Annotated in this window: 14 protein-coding genes; 5 read left to right on the top strand and 9 right to left on the bottom strand. The window is 57.0% G+C overall.

The window, feature by feature from the left end:
- Window positions 1–14 precede the first annotated feature (14 nt).
- A complete protein-coding gene (locus tag EH198_RS14180) occupies window positions 15–815 on the bottom strand; it encodes a DUF6492 family protein (RefSeq protein WP_124696180.1) in 801 nt (266 codons plus the stop codon).
- Between the two features lie 251 nt (window positions 816–1,066).
- On the opposite strand from EH198_RS14180, the gene EH198_RS14175 reads away from it, so the two are divergent.
- Together EH198_RS14175 and EH198_RS14170 are read left to right on the top strand one after the other, a co-directional pair.
- Window positions 1,067–1,876 (top strand): alpha/beta fold hydrolase, encoded by an 810-nt coding sequence (locus tag EH198_RS14175; protein ID WP_124696179.1) that lies wholly within the window; start codon window positions 1,067–1,069, stop codon window positions 1,874–1,876.
- 177 nt (window positions 1,877–2,053) lie between these two features.
- A complete protein-coding gene (locus tag EH198_RS14170; RefSeq protein WP_124696178.1) occupies window positions 2,054–4,489 on the top strand; it encodes a UvrD-helicase domain-containing protein in 2,436 nt (811 codons plus the stop codon).
- Window positions 4,490–4,871: 382 nt separating this feature from the next.
- Here EH198_RS14170 and EH198_RS14165 read toward each other — a convergent pair whose 3' ends face one another.
- The 4 genes from EH198_RS14165 to EH198_RS14150 form a co-directional block, all read right to left on the bottom strand.
- Window positions 4,872–5,108: a DUF6953 family protein gene (locus EH198_RS14165; protein ID WP_124696177.1), complete on the bottom strand. Its 237-nt coding sequence runs from the start codon at window positions 5,106–5,108 to the stop codon at window positions 4,872–4,874.
- A 35-nt stretch (window positions 5,109–5,143) separates the two neighbouring features.
- A complete protein-coding gene (locus EH198_RS14160) occupies window positions 5,144–5,359 on the bottom strand; it encodes a hypothetical protein (RefSeq protein WP_124696176.1) in 216 nt (71 codons plus the stop codon).
- A gap of 196 nt (window positions 5,360–5,555) precedes the next feature.
- Window positions 5,556–7,004 (bottom strand): aryl-sulfate sulfotransferase, encoded by a 1,449-nt coding sequence (locus EH198_RS14155; protein ID WP_124696175.1) that lies wholly within the window; start codon window positions 7,002–7,004, stop codon window positions 5,556–5,558.
- 36 nt (window positions 7,005–7,040) lie between these two features.
- Complete coding sequence (locus tag EH198_RS14150) at window positions 7,041–7,586, bottom strand: MarR family winged helix-turn-helix transcriptional regulator (RefSeq protein WP_124696174.1); 546 nt, start codon at window positions 7,584–7,586, stop codon at window positions 7,041–7,043.
- Between the two features lie 521 nt (window positions 7,587–8,107).
- Here EH198_RS14150 and EH198_RS14145 point away from each other — a divergent pair.
- Window positions 8,108–8,506: a hypothetical protein gene (locus EH198_RS14145; RefSeq protein WP_124696173.1), complete on the top strand. Its 399-nt coding sequence runs from the start codon at window positions 8,108–8,110 to the stop codon at window positions 8,504–8,506.
- A gap of 142 nt (window positions 8,507–8,648) precedes the next feature.
- Here EH198_RS14145 and EH198_RS14140 read toward each other — a convergent pair whose 3' ends face one another.
- On the bottom strand, window positions 8,649–9,692 hold the full coding sequence (locus tag EH198_RS14140) for an AI-2E family transporter (RefSeq protein WP_124696172.1): 1,044 nt from the start codon (window positions 9,690–9,692) through the stop codon (window positions 8,649–8,651).
- A 326-nt stretch (window positions 9,693–10,018) separates the two neighbouring features.
- Here EH198_RS14140 and EH198_RS14135 point away from each other — a divergent pair, with 326 nt between their 5' ends.
- Window positions 10,019–11,233: an MFS transporter gene (locus EH198_RS14135; protein ID WP_124696250.1), complete on the top strand. Its 1,215-nt coding sequence runs from the start codon at window positions 10,019–10,021 to the stop codon at window positions 11,231–11,233.
- 178 nt (window positions 11,234–11,411) lie between these two features.
- Window positions 11,412–11,906, top strand: coding sequence for a hypothetical protein (locus EH198_RS14130; RefSeq protein WP_124696171.1), 495 nt, complete (start codon window positions 11,412–11,414; stop codon window positions 11,904–11,906).
- A 79-nt stretch (window positions 11,907–11,985) separates the two neighbouring features.
- On the opposite strand, the gene EH198_RS14125 is transcribed toward EH198_RS14130, so the two are convergent.
- The 3 genes from EH198_RS14125 to clpB form a co-directional block, all read right to left on the bottom strand.
- Window positions 11,986–13,233: a stalk domain-containing protein gene (locus tag EH198_RS14125; protein WP_124696170.1), complete on the bottom strand. Its 1,248-nt coding sequence runs from the start codon at window positions 13,231–13,233 to the stop codon at window positions 11,986–11,988.
- A gap of 249 nt (window positions 13,234–13,482) precedes the next feature.
- A complete protein-coding gene (locus EH198_RS25360; protein ID WP_281278012.1) occupies window positions 13,483–13,617 on the bottom strand; it encodes a hypothetical protein in 135 nt (44 codons plus the stop codon).
- Window positions 13,604–16,240 (bottom strand): ATP-dependent chaperone ClpB, encoded by a 2,637-nt coding sequence (gene clpB / locus EH198_RS14120; RefSeq protein WP_124696169.1) that lies wholly within the window; start codon window positions 16,238–16,240, stop codon window positions 13,604–13,606. The genes EH198_RS25360 and clpB overlap by 14 nt, the downstream gene beginning before the upstream one ends.
- Window positions 16,241–16,263: the final 23 nt, after the last annotated feature.

Raw genomic sequence — 16,263 nt, 5'->3', positions numbered from 1 at the left:
TTACGGTTCTGTCGTCATTGCTTCGGCGACCGAATATACCCTTTCCGTTTATGAAAAGAGAGCGACCGGTAAGTGCGGGCGTACTTTTGGATAGCCGGTTCGGAAATCTGCGAGGCGCTCATGTTCAAGCTCTTGTTGCGAGCTTTCTTTAGAATCATTCCGCCGCGGTCCGCGGAGTACAAATAATTGGCGTAGGTTTCAAATTCGGAAAAAGCAAACTGCCGGGTGCGGTTCATGCTGCGCATAATAGCCTTATACCACGGAATACCATGCATGGCTTCGATTTCCCGCTTCATGCGGGAGAGCCGGCGGCGCTCAAACAGCATATAATGCGTCACGAACGAGGAAGGGCGGGCCGCCTTGCGACCCATCAGCTTCCGGTAAGTCGTGAAATATTCCGGCTGGCTCCAGTTCCGGCAGTAAAACACCGTCTTTCCGCTTGAGCGGAACCGGTGCGGCGCAATCAGGACCGTATCGGCATCGATGACCAAAAAATAATCCGCCGTGCACAGCTTGTCGCCCCCCAGCTTCAGCAGTTGCTGAAACAGCCAGCCCGAGCGCTCCCAGGTGCCCGACCGGTAGTGAATATCCTTTTTGGTGATGGGCAGCACCGTATTTTCATCGACGAAGGTACAAGCTTTCCTACGGCAAAAATCCATAATCCGATCCTTGCGGGGGGCGACGATCAAAATGCTGCGAATCGGATGCCTGACATGCTTCCTCACAGCGTCAACCACATGCGGCAAAGTAGCCAGATCCTTCTCAATAGCCGGAATCAGCACATCTATGGCGGGTCCTTCAAAGGCAGGGGACACAAGCGTTCATCTCCACTTATTCAATTTGCTGTTAGAGTATGAACGTTTGCCTCAAAGGGAATGGGCTGACATGAAATGATCGGAACTCCGCCGCTTACCAGAGCAGAAGCCCCGCCGACAGGGTGTCCCGCCGCACTGAATATAACTCCAATTAAAGTCAACCCTTCCGGCTCATTCCTTTTTGATCATAGCACCCTGAAGCCTCGCGTATACATCGAATAGTTAACGATACAGGAAGGCGGGATGACTCTGTGCAGTACTATATTGAAACGGAACCGGGCGTCAAGCTGTTCGTGGAGGATATCGGCAGCGGCACGCCGGTTGTCCTGGTGCACGGCTGGCCGCTGAACCACCAAATGTTCGAATACCAGGTGACGCATCTTCCCAAATACGGCTACCGCTGCATTTCAATCGATCTGCGTGGCTACGGCCAATCCGACAACCCCTGGGAGGGGTACACGTATGACCGGATGGCCGATGATATCCGGGTAGTGCTCGATACCCTGCGCCTTACGGGTGTGCGGCTGATCGGCTTCTCCATGGGCGGGGCCGTCGTCCTGCACTATGCGGCCCGGCACCGGGGCTGCCGTCTGTCGCAGCTGCTGCTTCTGTCGGCGGCGGCTCCCAAGTTTGCCCGGGGAGTGGACTATCCGTACGGGATGCCCGTATCGGCCATCGATCAGCTGCTCGCGGGCGTGTATACCGACCGTCCGCAGACGGTCGCCTCCTTTGGAGAAAATTTTTTTGCCAAGCCGGTTTCACCGGCCTTTCGCCAGTGGTTCCAGTCTCTCAATTTATCTCCTTCCAACCACGGAACCGCCGGCGGCGTACTGATGCTGCGGAACGAAGATCTGCGCCCCGATCTCCCCTTGATTCAGGTGCCCACCGTAATTTTTCACGGCGTTCTCGATCAGATTTGTCCCTACGATTTGGCCCGGCTGATGCATCAGGGCATCCGGGGCTCGCAGCTGCTGACCTTTGAACATAGCGGGCATGCCATTTTCTATGATGAACTGGAGCTGTTCAATCAACGTCTGCTTCAGGTGCTGGGAGGGAGATAAGCTTTAATCCGGTTCGCGGCCTTCGAACTGTTCTTGCAGACTGACACAATCGCGGAAAGAACGCTTGTCTACCGTTTCTCTCCCTGCTTAATGCAGACTTTCACCGGAGATGGTATAGTGTAGGTTGGCAAAATTACAAATTTGAAGATCTGGTTATAGGTAAAGGTGACTATTATCATGAACAAGCTGCTGTTTCATCCGGTTCCGCCGGGAGCCTCCGCAACCCGTGTCCCGCGGGCGGCGGCGGCTTCGGCGAAGACGAGCCGGGAGCTGGTGCGCGGTGATGAGCCGGATGCCGGCTATTTCCGGACGCTGGAGCGGGACGGCATTCTGCTGAACGCTTCGCAGATCGCGGCGGTGCGGCACGGCGACGGCCCGCTGCTGACGCTTGCGGGCGCCGGTTCCGGCAAGACGAGCGTACTGGTCTGCCGGACAGGCTATCTATTGTCCGTGCGCCGCGTTTCGCCCGGACGTCTGCTGCTGCTGACGTTCTCCAGCAGGGCGGCGGCGGAAATGAGGGAGCGTATCGGCAGGCTGCCCGGGATCGGCGGAATGGAACTTTCGGGGCTGCAGGCCCGCACGTTCCATTCTTTTTTTCTGTACTTTCTGCGGAGACAGGGAGTCCGGCAGGAGATTTTCCATGAAACGCGCCGCCAGCATATTCTGCTTAAAGCGATCATGCGGGAGCTGGGCCTGCCCAAGGACGCATACCCGCCGGAAAGTCTGCTCTCTCTTCTGTCCTCCTGCAAAATGAACATGGGCGATGCGGACAGCCTTCCCGAGCTCACGAATGCGGACAAGGAAATCAAGGAAATCCTAAAGCGCTACGAGCAGTGGAAACAGGACAACGGCAAAATCGACTTCGACGATGTGCTGCTGCACGCCTACCGGATGCTGCAGGAACGGCCGGGGCTGCTTGCGGAGCTGCAAAGAACTTATCTATATATAATGGTCGATGAATTTCAGGATACGAACGCGCTGCAGTACGAGCTGATCCGCATGATCGCCCGTCCCCGGGGCAATCTGATGGTGGTCGGCGACGACGATCAGACGATCTATTCGTTCAATGGAGCTCGGAGCGAGTTCATTCTTGAATTCGAGCAGTTGTACCCGGAGGCCAAGGTGATTACGCTCGACATCAACTACCGCTCAGGCCCTGCCATCATCGGCCTCGGCAACGGGATTATCCGGGGCAACACGCGGCGGCGCCCCAAGACGCTGCGTGCGGCGGCGCCGGAAGGCGTCCAGCCCCGCTACCTCCGCCCCTACACGGCCGATGAGGAAGCGGAGGCCATCGTGGAGTACATGGTTTCCGCAGTGGAGCAGGGTGAACGGAGCTACGGCGATTTCGCCGTGCTGTACCGGGCATCCAGCAGCAGCCGCGCCGTGCTGGAGCGGCTGCTGCTGCGCGATATCCCCTACATCGACTACGGCGAAGGCCGTCTGTTGTATGAGCATTGGCTCATTTCGCCGGTCGTCGGCCATTTGCGGCTGACGGTGAACCGGCGGGATTTTGCCGCCATGGAGGATATGCTGCCTACGCTCTATATAAGCAGAGAGCAGGGTATGGCGCATATCCACCGGATGGAGGCGGCTCAGCCGAAGCAGGGGCCGCTGATCCATCTCCTGAGCCTGCCCGGGCTGGCGGACTTTCGCCAGACGGCCATAAGGGAGCGGCTGGACATGCTCCGCCATCTGCGGGAGCTCACGCCTCTCCAGGCTATCCGGCAGATCCGCAGCCGGTTCTATGATTCCTTCGTCCTGGCGGACGAGCGTCATCAGGCGACGCTGCACCGGGAGACGCTGAAGGAAATGCTGGACGAGCTGGAGCTGTCGGCGGGACGCTTCGGCAGCATTCCCCTTTTTCTCGATTTCATTGACGAGGTGACGTCAAGAAACGAGCATCACCGGCTTCCCGGCGGGACCGAGCAGGGCGACCGCGTGGCGCTGATGACGATTCACAAGTCCAAAGGGCTGGAGTTTCCCGTCGTCGTGCTGCTCGGCGCGTCCGAAGGCATTCTGCCGCACAGCTCGGCGCTGGATGCGGGCCGGCTGAAGGACCGCCAGACGGCGGAAGGCGGCGGTGAAGCGCTGGCGCTGCTGGAGGAAGAACGCCGCCTGGCATACGTGGCGGTCACCCGCGCCAAGGAAGAGCTGCTGGTCAGCTCGCCCGCGCTGCACCGGGGCAGGAAAGCCCCGGTCTCCCGCTTTATGCTGGCGGCGTTCGGCGCAGCCGGGGCGGCGGGCGCGGCTGACGGCGGCGCAGGCGCCGGACGGCAAGGCGCCCGGTCCGGCGGCGGGAACGCAGGCAGCGGCGCCGGCCTGGACGGACGCGCGGCAGCGGCCGGCGCTGACGCGGACAGCTCCGCCGGCCGCGGCGGATATGGCGGCGGCGCAGCCCGCCATGGGCGCTTCGGCGGCGCCGATGGCAAGGGCGGCGGCGCAGCCGCGTCCAGCCGGACGCGCACGATCGCGGCCTGGAGCTGCCCGGCCGCGGCCTGCCCGGGCTGGATGCGCGTCAAGTCCGGCGGCGCCGAGGACCATCTGGCGCACAAGCCCTGCCCGCTGTGCGGCACGCCGATGGAGAGAGGCAGCCGGGACGTTCCGGTCTAGAACATCGCCAGGGCGGAATTCTTCCCTTTTATTTCTTGCCAAATGAAGCTTTACCGGATATGAAAGGGAATTTCTCCACTTTAATTGTCCGCCTCCCTCTATTTTTCGCAAAATCATAAGAATAAGAGGGAGAATTTCCAGCTTAATTAAAAAATAAGCCTCTGTCCGATGAATAACAGGGAGAAATTCCGGCTTATTCATCCGATATCGCAAGCAGCACCCCCAACACGCAAAAATCTCCAGCCTCCCTCTTCAGAGAGTACAGCTGGAGATTTTTCATATCACCTTTGGCCCTTGCTTGCCAGGTTCTCTTGACAGGGCTTATGTATGGCGCGGCCCCTTCTTCCGCTGCATGACGTCCGGCTTCAAGCCCGCCGGATTTTTAGGTCCAGGCCCACAGAAAGCCGTCCCGGTCCCAGGCGATTCGTCCGCCGTGCAGCTTGCGGAACGCCTTTTTGACTTCCTTCGACAGCGAAGCGTTGCCGTTCTCGTTCACAAAGACGAACTGCTCGCCGAAATTTCTTTTTACATAATCAATTGCGTCGGCCTGGTACAAGGTTCCCGTAAAACGGATTTCCTTGACCATCCACTCCGCCACATCTTGTGCTGTCGGTTCCACTTGGGTCCTCTTTTCTTATGGCTTCTTTCGTATGTCTATCTTATCAGATTCATCAGCCAAAGAAACAACATAATGACCGAAACGGTCGTGCCAAGCGCGACAAAGGCGTTAAAAAAGTTCCATGACGAGCCTTGGCGGGACTCCTCGGCGATCCTTGCGCTTCTTCCTCGGTACTCCTGCAGAGCATCTTCAGTGCGGGGAGTTTCCTCCCATTCGGAATCTTCTTTGGCATTCAGGTTATCGGGGAACACAAGCATACCTTCCCTTCGTTTCCTTTTTCCAAATCATTATACCAGGTTTTCCTAAATTTGTAATGCGCACTTGTCCCTAATTATCCTTGCCGCTCCGGTCGCTCCGATGCTGTGTCTGCCTGATTTCCCATATACCTTCGGCCTTATCCGTCCTAAACGATTGTCTATTCCCGTCGAACCGCCTCCGGACTGTCGATCAGGCTCTCCGGCGGGTTTCGTCCGAGGTCGCGACGCAGGCCGCTCCCTCCACGAACGGCAGCGCTGTGGCGACACTGACAACGGAATCGCTGCCCTTCGGCGCGGCTCCAGGTACTCTGAACTGTGCAGCATGGATCGGCTCGATGGCAATCTCCTCCGGCTTCGCAAGCTGCGGCACCCATTCATAGGGCAGCCGGTAAGAGCGGTAAACCATATTCGTGTTTCTTCGGTCGGTATAGGGAGAAACGTACTCCCAGACGATCTCGTGGTCAACCGTAACTTCGAACAGCCGGCCGTTGGAGCCTTCCGTAATCAAGGTGTTGCCGTTCGGCAGCCGCTGCGCCGAGCTGATATACGGACTGTAAAATTTATAGGAGTCGGTCGGGACCGAGAAGCCCGCTTCCGCTCCGGTATACTGCCATTCAATCTCCAGTGTCACGGGGTTAATCTCCAGAACCCGCGAATGATCACGGATGGCATTCTTCTGGCCGAACGGGGATGCGGGATTCGGCAGTCCGTAGCCGCCCCAGCCGCCGTTGTCGAATACGAGCAGATTGCCTTCGCCCGGCAGCCCCTTCGGTATGATATGGGCGTGATGCTGGCCGATGATCCAGCCGATATGCTTCACTTCCGGCAGGGAGTAATCCGGGCCGAGGCGCCAGACGATGCTGCCGGTTCTTCGGTCCGTAATCGCGATGATGTTGGCTTCCCGTGCATCCCAGATAATATTGTCCGGATGAAACCGCTCGTCGCCCTCGTCGTAGAACCGGTTCGGCCCCACATAGGATGCCGAGTTAATATGCAGCCAATCGCCTACGCCGCCGCCGAGATGGCCGAAGGAACGGGTGTTGGGGTCGCGGAACAGCACGTTGCGGGCCGACTCGTCAAAGCCAAGCTCATCAAAATGGTCGCTCGCCTTCCATTCCCACTTCACATTGCCCTCCCAGTCGACCTCGATAATGACATCGTCCAGCAGCTGCTTGTCGGAAATGGCCGGGTTATTCACATTTTTATGAGCGAGGATCAGCGTCTTGCCTCTGGAAACCTCCGGTTCAAGGCCCGGAGCATAATAGCCGACCGGATTGCCCTCGCGCTGGTAATCGTGATGCTGCCGTGCATACCACAGCGGCTCATAGCCGGGATCTTCGATATGCTCGTAGCCGTTATATCTCCAGACGATATTGCCGTCCCAGTCCACCTGCACCAGATCGACATTGTCCTGAATGCCGAATTTCGGATCTCTGCGGCCCGTGCTACCCAGCACATAGCCGCCTGGAAGCGCCTTGGCCGGAAAGCCGATCAGCCCTTTCCACAGATGAACCTCTCTGCCGTTCATATCGATCAGAACGACGCCCTCTTCGCCTGCCTGATACACGGTATAGCCACTCCATGCCTTGCTCGGGTTATAGACGGTAGCCCCCGTCGGATATACGGTTGGAAATCCCATTGTTTCATATCTCCCTTGTTATAAATTGAACGTATTCTAATAGGTCAAATAACGGCTTTGCGTCGATAACCGGCTCTGCTTCCGTTCTGGGCCGGCCGGTAAGGGAGGCTCGGCATTCTGCTTGGTAAGCTTCAGGATAGCCTCCGAAAACCCCTCAAGATTGCCGATGACTCTCTCGAACGCCCGGTTCTGGGCGGTCAGCTCCTCCCGTTCGAAGCCCTCGAACAGAAGCGAGATACACCGCGAGCCGACACTGCGGTTGCGCTCGAACATCTCTCGACCTTTATCCGTGATGCCCAGCAGCACCGTCCGGCGGTCGCCATTCTTGCGCCGCCGGACGGTATACCCGGCCGCATCCAGCTTGTCGCACAGCGCAGTGATCGCTCCCGATGTAAGATCGAGCTGCTCCGCCAAATCGATGAGCCGCTGATCGCCCTCGCGGATAATCTTATGCAGGACCATCATGCCCGGCAGCGCGATACCCTCCACGCTGATGCGGTCCCGCTCCTTCACAAACCTTCTGACCATCTTGCGGAACAGCCAGTCGGCCTCCTCCAGCACATCCCAATCCGTATTATCCATAGGTTTTTGCTCCTCGAATTTGCCGCATAGCATCAAAAAAGGCCCCCGGAGCTCACCCATGGGGGAGCGCTTCGGGAGCCTTTGACGGTCCAATCGGCTCGAAATGATATTTCATGAATCATTTATTTAGTGTTGAAAGGTTATGAAGAAATCATAAACCTATTAATCTTACCTGTCAAGTATGAATTATGAAAAGACGGCCGTTGCCGTGCCTCCTCCTTCAGCACAAACATACAATGATTATAATCGCTAACCCGCCCAGCATATGCGACTTAAAGCGCTATTCCCCGCTCGAATCTTCTTTAATTTAGATCTCAAATTTAGATATAGCAAATGCAGCATTCTCCCGCCCCTCAAGCTGATGATCCAGCCTATTAGGCATTGGACCCCGCGCTTCCGGGGCTTTGCTGTTTTTCCGACGTCATCTTAAGGTTATTTTAAAGCGCACTTAAGGTGCCGGTCAGTTTCGGAGGGTAAAATATAAACAGGTCGAAAACGAAATTAGAAATGAGGGACTACATATGAATATCACACGGAATATCAAAAGAGTAGTAATCGTCGGCACCATGATCGTAGCCATCTCGTTCGGAGGAAATGCCTGGGCGTTCCAAAGCGTCAGCGCAAGCCCGGTAGCCAAGCTGTCTTTAGCCGCTGTCCCAGTGGAGCGTGACGACTTGCTCGAAGCGCTGAACCGGCCTTCCGGCGAGGAGCTGTATTATGCACTCTTTGAGGGCAAGTCGCTTGCCAACGTCGCAGCAGCGAATGGCGCGGACATTCAGCAGGTTATCGACCTGCAGACAGAGCAGCTCACCCGGCAGTTGGACATGCGTCTTGCTTCCGGAAGCATTACGAAAGAGCAGTATGAGGCTTACAGGGCGGAAGTGCCGGAGATTATAAGCAGGAGCGTTAACCCGGCTTAAGCCGGCGGCCCGCTCGTGATGCCCTTCCCTTGGATTTCAGCGTCTTAAAGCTTGAAAAAGCCCCCTTAAGAACCGCCTCCCGCCATGCCTTAATGCTCTTGGGGGATTGCCGTCTTAAAGGGGCCGCAGCGGCCGGAATGGATTACAGTTTCTTAAGGCGCTCAGCCGGAAGGTCCGCTTCGGCGCTTGCGCGTTTGATCTCCAGAATATCAAGAATGAACACAAAAATCGGAATGCCCAGGATCAATCCCCAAACGCCGAGATAATGCTCCGAGAACAGCAGCACGATAAAGGTGTAGAACATCGGCAAATTCATCTTCGAGGACATCAGCTTCGGATTCAGGAAGTAGCCTTCAATGAAATGCAGCACGGCGATCATCGCCAGCACGTACACCAACATCATCAGTCCGCCTATGTTGTAGCCGATGATGCAGAGCGGAATGAGCGAGATGAGAAACCCGGCTACCGGAATGAGGCTCAGCAGGAAAATCATCACCCCGAGCGCGAACAGATACGGAAATCCGAGAAACGTCAGCCCGATGACCGTAAAAACCGTGTTGAACAGCGCAATCAGAATTTGCGCTTCGATCACCTTGCCGAAGGACAGAATGAACTTTTTGCCGAAATACTCCAGCTCATTATAAAACCACGAAAGCTTGCTCTGCTTTATCCGCGCGGTAAACGCTACGATCCGGTTCTTCTCCAGAATAAAGACGAAGCTGAGAATAATGGCCAGGACAAAAGTGGTGCCCCAGTTGCCGATCGTCGTTATATAATCGAGACCGCTCGTCATATACTTCTCGTAGTTCAAGCCCTTGACGGTGTTGAATAAATACTGGACGATCTCGTTCTGCGGAATATTCTCCGGGGTTAACGCTATGAGGAAATTGGTGAGCTGTCTGACCTGGACAAATATTTTGGGCAAATAATGCACCATTGCAATCACCAGCGTGGAAATCATAGCCAGATAGAGGATGATGATTATGACCTTGCTGTTCACCCGTATGTATCTGCCGATCCGCCTGGACAGCAGCACCTGAAAGCTGTTCATGATATAAGCGATCAGAAAAGTCAGCAGCACCAGATTGAGCATATCCCTGATTCCGTACAGCAGCAAGCATACCAGCAGCAAAATTCCAAACCTGCGGATCGTCAAATCCGCAAAAAACCGCTTAAACCATTCCATTGTCTCTCTCCATTCGCCTGCATTTGACACTGATTATAGTCTACGTAACAACAACGCCGAAAGCAACCGGCGAATAACGATCACATCGGCCAGTGCGCTCTTTTGATAACTTATACGGGCTGATCCGTTACATGTTTCAATTATAATTCCGATTATTGCGTTCCCGCAGGCGCTTCCTCCGGACGGTCGGGGCCGTGTATAATACAATACATTGGCTGCCCCGCTTTGCGGACGGCCGGATTACTTCTCTATGGAGGAATATATTGGATACTCTGCCAAAAGAAATTAATCAAACGAAATCGTTTCCGGGCTCATCGTCCAAACGTATGTATATTTTGCAGCTGCTCACCGTCTTTATCGGATTTCTGATCTTCGGCTTCTCCGAGAACATTAAGGGGCCCGCCATTCCCCGCATCCAGTTGGAACTGGGCCTCGATGAAATGCGCATCGGCACGCTGCTGTCGCTGAATTCGCTCGGCTATTTGCTGGCCTGCTCCTTCACCGCCTACCTGATCCGCAAAATCGGCATCAAGGCGGTCTGCCTGCTGTCTTTCAGTTCCATGGTAGTGTCCGGCGTACTGATTTTCTTGTCCCACAGCTATCCGGCGCTCTCCGGCTCTTTCTTCCTGCTGTACATCGGCAACGGAATGCTGGAAATCGGGCTTGCCGTGCTGGCCGCGCGAATCTTTATCCGCAACACCGGCACGATGATGAATCTGGCCCACTTCTTCTACGGGCTCAGTTCGACCGTGGCGCCGATGATCGCATCGGGACTGATGACGCTGTCGATCGGCGGCCGGGCCATCGATTGGCGGGACGTGTACCTGCTGATTCTGCTGCTGGCCGTCCTGCCGATGATTCCCGCATTTGCCGGCAAGTTCCCGAGCGGCGGCACCTCGGAGGATGACCGGATTCCGCTTAAAGCTATCGCCGCCGATCCCGTCATCTGGATGCTGGTCGCCATTCTGTCCTTCGGCGTCATTTCCGAAATGGCGGTCGGCGGTTGGCTGGTCAACTTTCTGGAAAAAGCCTACGGCTGGGACGGAACCGCTGCGGCGGGCATGCTCTCCGTATTCTTTCTCTGCTTCACCTTCGCCCGGCTGTTCCTCGGTCCCGTCACCGACAAAATCGGCTTTACGCTGTCGCTCATCATCTTCTCCGCCTTGTCCGGTCTGCTGACCTTCGCCGCCATTGCGGCGGGCGAGCCGGGGGCGTTTCTGTTCGCCGCGGCGGGCATCGGCATCGCGCCTATCTACCCCACCGTCATGGCGCTGATCGCGAAGCGCTACCGCCAGGGCAGCGACACCGCCATTACGTTCATCGTCACCCTGATGGGCGTGTCCAGTGTCATCGGCAATTATCTGATCGGCGCTATCATTACCGGCATCAAGAACGTTGTCGCTTCAAGCGGGAACGCCGGGGCGGGCCTGCTGGCCGGGCTTCAGGCGGGCTATGCCTTCATCGGCCTGTGCGCCCTGCTCTGCGCCTTGTCGGCCGTGCCGCTGTACCGGTATTTGAAGAGGCGGGGGGAGCTGCTGTAGCGGCAAGGCCTGTTTATAGCATAATTATGAAGAATAGAATCCCCCCGCCAAAATTGGCAGGGGGATATTTGGGGTCTCTCTAGATATTTCTGTCTGATTTTCCATATTCAAAGCACAAAAATGCAACATTTTCCATATTGCTTCGTCTAAATAGAAAATCCACAAGGGAGTATAAACAATGAAAAAGATGATCGTTTACGGCTTTGCCCTGTTGTCGGCTGCCGTTCTTATGACCTCATGCGCCAAGAACTCTGATACCGGCATTCAGGGGGAGAGCAGCGCTCCAAGCGCAAGTCCCTCCTCTGTCCAAGATGAATCGCCAAGCTCTCTTAAAGCTGGGGTTTTCGTAAATGTCGAGAACAGCAGCGAACCCTTGTTGAACGAAGAGATAAAAAGACTGCTGCAAACGGCGCTAACCTCCATGGCCAATAAGGACACGGAGGCCTTTCGCAGCGTGTTTGCCGATGATCGATCCAGCGACGCCCAACTTCATTTATTAAACAGCGATTACGCCTTCAATCAGTTGGGCACCGTTCAACAGGATCACGCTAACCGGATAGTGGTTGAGATCATTGGCAAAGCCAAGCAGGATATCGGAATAACAGACACATATCTATACTTCTATTTTGTAAAAAACGCTCAAGGGCAGTGGTTTCTTGGAGCGATTGATTAATCGTGTCTGCCACCGGATCAAATGCTACCGGTTGTCAGCCAGCCTTGTAAGAACTGTCTATCCGTTGACAAAACTGCCCCTATTCCGCCACTTCCGCCGACAGGTTCGCCCAGGTAACGGAAGCCGGGCCATGCCCCGGAAATGTCGTATAGGTCAAGCCTTTCACATAAATCCGGTATGAGCCGGGTTGGTCCAAAGTTACGGTGCTGCTGAACGTCCCGTTTTTTACCGAAATTTCCTTTGTGGAAACCGTTGTAAAATCCCTAATAACATCCGCCGCATCCGGTACATAACGCTGAATTGTGACCGTCAATTTATCGATAGCCAGATTGGGCGGATTGATCACTTTGCCCGAAATCGTGAAAGAGTCTCCGGATTTGAGTTTCATGTAGCCGCTTGCCGGCGATTCCAGAGTCAAAAACCCTTTCCCATCTTCTGTAATATTCACTGGAATCGCGGAAGGGTCGCTTACATTTCGTCTGATTCGGATTCCTGCGGTAGCCATTCCCATGGAACTGATCTCGATCGTGTTGATGCCCGGCGCAAGCGGCACGGACAGTTGGATACGGTTATAGAGCGAGCCGTCCAGACGGATATCCTTCTCTACAATCTTCCTGCCTACCGAGCTGACCCAGGTTCCCGAACCGATGGGAGACGCGGCGCCCGGCGCATACAGCTCCTTGGCGTAGAGTACGGTAAACACTGCCTGATCTTCTCCCGTCTCCCAGTACGGCTTCAGCACCTGCTCCTTCTTCTCGCTCCATCTCCAGAAAAGCTGCCCGTCCGCCGTGCCCGCCGCCAGACCGAAGAAGGTCAGCGCGCGCACCGGAACATATGCTGTGCCGTTGATTAACAGCGGCGCCGGGATCGTAAAGTTCTCCGCCGGCAGAGCCTTGCCCTGCCCGTCGTATACCCGGGTCGAGCCGATGCGGAAATTAAACTCTCCCCACCGCGTAACGACCCGAACCTGCCGTTTCGTGGAATTCCAGGCAACGGAGGATACCGCTCCCGATTCGCCCAGCGCGCGCAGCGGCACATACAGGCGGCCATTTCGCTTTACGGGCGTAGCCGCCTTGACCGCCTTCCCATCCAACGACGCGTTTCCACCGGACAGATTAATCTTCATCTCATGCTTGATCAAGTCGAACCGGACCACGTCCGTGGAATTCGCGGCGCCGGATGCCGTTTGTGCCGGAGCGGCCGGTACGGCGGCTTCCGAGCCGGCGGCAGAAATTTTGACATCCCGGACCGGAACGACAACCGCTGCCGCCAGGAACGCGAACACTGCCAGCCATACGGCCGATTTCGGCATTTTTTTGACCGTCATATGCTTACCTCCCCATACATTTTCAAAAATATCCCATCTGATTAGACGATGAACGGCGTTAAAGGTTTCTTTCCCGCAACAAAACAGGGCCCTCCCACTGCCTTACCGGCTTAGGGAAAACCCTGTATTTTTACGCTAGTTTATAATGTGGAGAGGTTTAGCGGGAAATATTAGAAGGGGCTGTCCCCAGTTGTCAAAAACTACTTATGGAACAACCCCTTCATCACTTATCCCATTTATGCACAGGCTTCACACTTGATGGCAGGCTGCTTGCGTCCCGGGAGAAATCTCCCGGAGCGCCGGAACCTCCTGGCGGCAAATATCCGACGCTACCGGAGCCTGTTCGTCTGAGGATATTTTCGAGTCGGTATTACGCTTTGCCAAGAGGAACGGCCGCCGGCTTCTCAATCGCGACCGTCAGCCCGCCGTCCGACTCGCCGACCTTCAGTACGGAGCCTTCGCCCGCTTCTCCGGAGATCAGCGCCCGGGCGACCCGGGTTTCCAGGCTGCGCTGGATGAACCGCTTCAGCGGCCGCGCGCCGTATACGGGATCGAAGCCCTCCTTCGCGATAAAGCGCACCGCTTCGTCCGTGAGGACAAGGCCGACCTGGCGTTCGGCCAGGCGCGCCCGCAGGCCGTCCACCAGCTTGCCGACGATTTGGCGGATTTCGCCAAGCGACAGCGGCTTGAACATCACGATATCGTCCACCCGGTTCAGGAACTCGGGGCGGAAATGGCCCCGCAGCTCGCGCATGACGCGCTCCTTGACCGCAGGCGTCAGGTCGCCGTTGTCGTCGGTGCCCTGAATGAGATGAGGCGAGCCGATGTTCGATGTCATGATGATAATCGTATTCTTGAAATCAACGATCCGCCCTTGCGAATCGGTCAGGCGTCCGTCATCCAGCAGCTGCAGCAGGATGTTGAAGACGTCCGGATGGGCCTTCTCCACTTCGTCCAGCAGGACAACCGTATAAGGTTGGCGCCGCACCGCTTCCGTAAGCTGGCCGCCCTCCTCATAGCCGACATAGCCCGGAGGCGCGCCGACCAGCCGGGAGACGCTGTGCTTCTCCATATACTCCGACATGTCGATGCGGATCATGCCGTCCTCGCGGTCGAATAGGGCCGCCGCCAGCGCCTTGGCCAGCTCGGTCTTGCCGACGCCGGTCGGGCCAAGGAACAGGAACGAACCGATCGGCCGGTTCGGGTCCTTGATGCCCGCTCTCGCCCGCAGCACGGCGTCAGACACCAGCGACACCGCTTCGTCCTGGCCGACGACGCGCTGATGCAGCGTCTCTTCCAGGCGCAGCAGCTTGTCGCGTTCGCCCTCAACGAGCCGGCTGACCGGAACGCCGGTCCAGCGGGAGACGATGTCGGCGATTTCGTCTTCGGTCACCGCTTCGCGCAGCAGCCGGGAGTCGCCGTCCTGCTGCGCCGCTTCTTCCGCCGCCTTCACCTGCCGCTCAAGGTCGGGGATAATGCCGTAGCTCAGCTCGGCCGATTTGTTCAGGTCGTACTCTTCCTGGGCGCGCTCCAGGTCCATGCGCGCCTGCTCCAATCTTTTCTTCAGCTCGCGGACGCCGGAAATGGCCGACTTCTCCTTCTCCCAGCGCGCCGTCATCTCAAGGTGCTTCTCCTTGAGATCCGCCAGCTCCCGCTGGAGCGATTCCAGACGGCGACGACTGGCATCATCGGTTTCTTTCTTGAGCGCCGCTTCTTCTATTTCCATCTGCATCAGCCGCCGGGTCACTTCGTCCATTTCCCCCGGCATGGAGTCAATCTCCGTGCGGATCATCGCGCAGGCCTCGTCGACGAGGTCGATCGCCTTATCCGGCAGGAAGCGATCGGTAATGTAGCGATTGGACAATACGCCTGCGGCCACCAGCGCGCTGTCGTGGATTTTGACACCGTGATGCACCTCGAACCGCTCTTTCAAGCCGCGCAGAATCGAAATCGTGTCCTCGACGTCCGGCTCGCTGACCAGCACCTGCTGGAACCGGCGTTCCAGCGCCGGGTCCTTCTCGATGTACTTGCGGTACTCATCGAGCGTCGTGGCGCCGATACAGTGCAGCTCGCCTCTGGCCAGCATCGGCTTCAGCATGTTGCCCGCATCCATCGCCCCTTCGGTCTTGCCTGCGCCGACAATCGTGTGCAACTCGTCGATGAACAGGATAATTCGGCCGTCGCTCTCCTTGATCTCCTTCAGGACAGCCTGAAGCCGTTCCTCGAACTCGCCGCGGTACTTCGCTCCGGCGACAAGCGCGCTCATGTCGAGGGAGAAAATCGTCTTGTCCTTCAGGCCCTCCGGCACGTCGCGGCGGACAATCCGGTGGGCCAGGCCTTCCACGATCGCCGTCTTGCCGACTCCCGGCTCGCCGATCAGCACCGGATTGTTCTTCGTCTTCCGGGAGAGAATCCGAATGACCCTGCGGATCTCGCCGTCGCGGCCAATAACAGGATCAACCTTGCCCGCCCGCACCTCGGCGACCAGGTCGCGCCCATACTTCTCCAGCACCTCGTAGGTCGCTTCCGGCTCCCGGCTCGTCACCCGCTGGTGTCCGCGGATTTCCGCCAAAACCTGAAGCAGCTTCTCGCGCGTCACGCCCCCGGCTTCGAATATCCGGCGGATATCCGCACTCCCGCCGCTGCCGGATACCATCGCCAGCACGGCATGCTCCACCGCCACGAATTCATCCTGCATGGCCGCCGCTTCTTTCTCGGCCTGTTCCAGTGTGGCGATCAGCGCGGACGAAGCGTACCTCCGCACCGTTCCGGCGCCCGCGCCGCCGACGGAGGGCTTCCGCCGCAGCAGCTCATCCGTGCGGCTCAGCAGCTCGTTCACCGGCACGTTCATTTTTTGCAGCAGCCGGGGCAGCAGCCCCTCATGCTGCTCAAGCAGCGCTTTCAGCAGATGCGGGTTATCGATTTCCTGATGACCTGCGCCCGATGCCAATGACTGTGCGGAAGCGACCGCCTCCTGCAGCTTTTGCGTTAATTTATTGAAGTCCATTCCCGCTTCATTCCCTTCCTTTT

This window comes from Paenibacillus rhizophilus (genome assembly GCF_003854965.1).
Taxonomy (GTDB): Bacteria; Bacillota; Bacilli; order Paenibacillales; family Paenibacillaceae; genus Paenibacillus_AQ; species Paenibacillus_AQ rhizophilus.
Note: the sequence above shows the minus strand (reverse complement) of the source record. Positions and strands in the feature narration are given on the sequence as shown.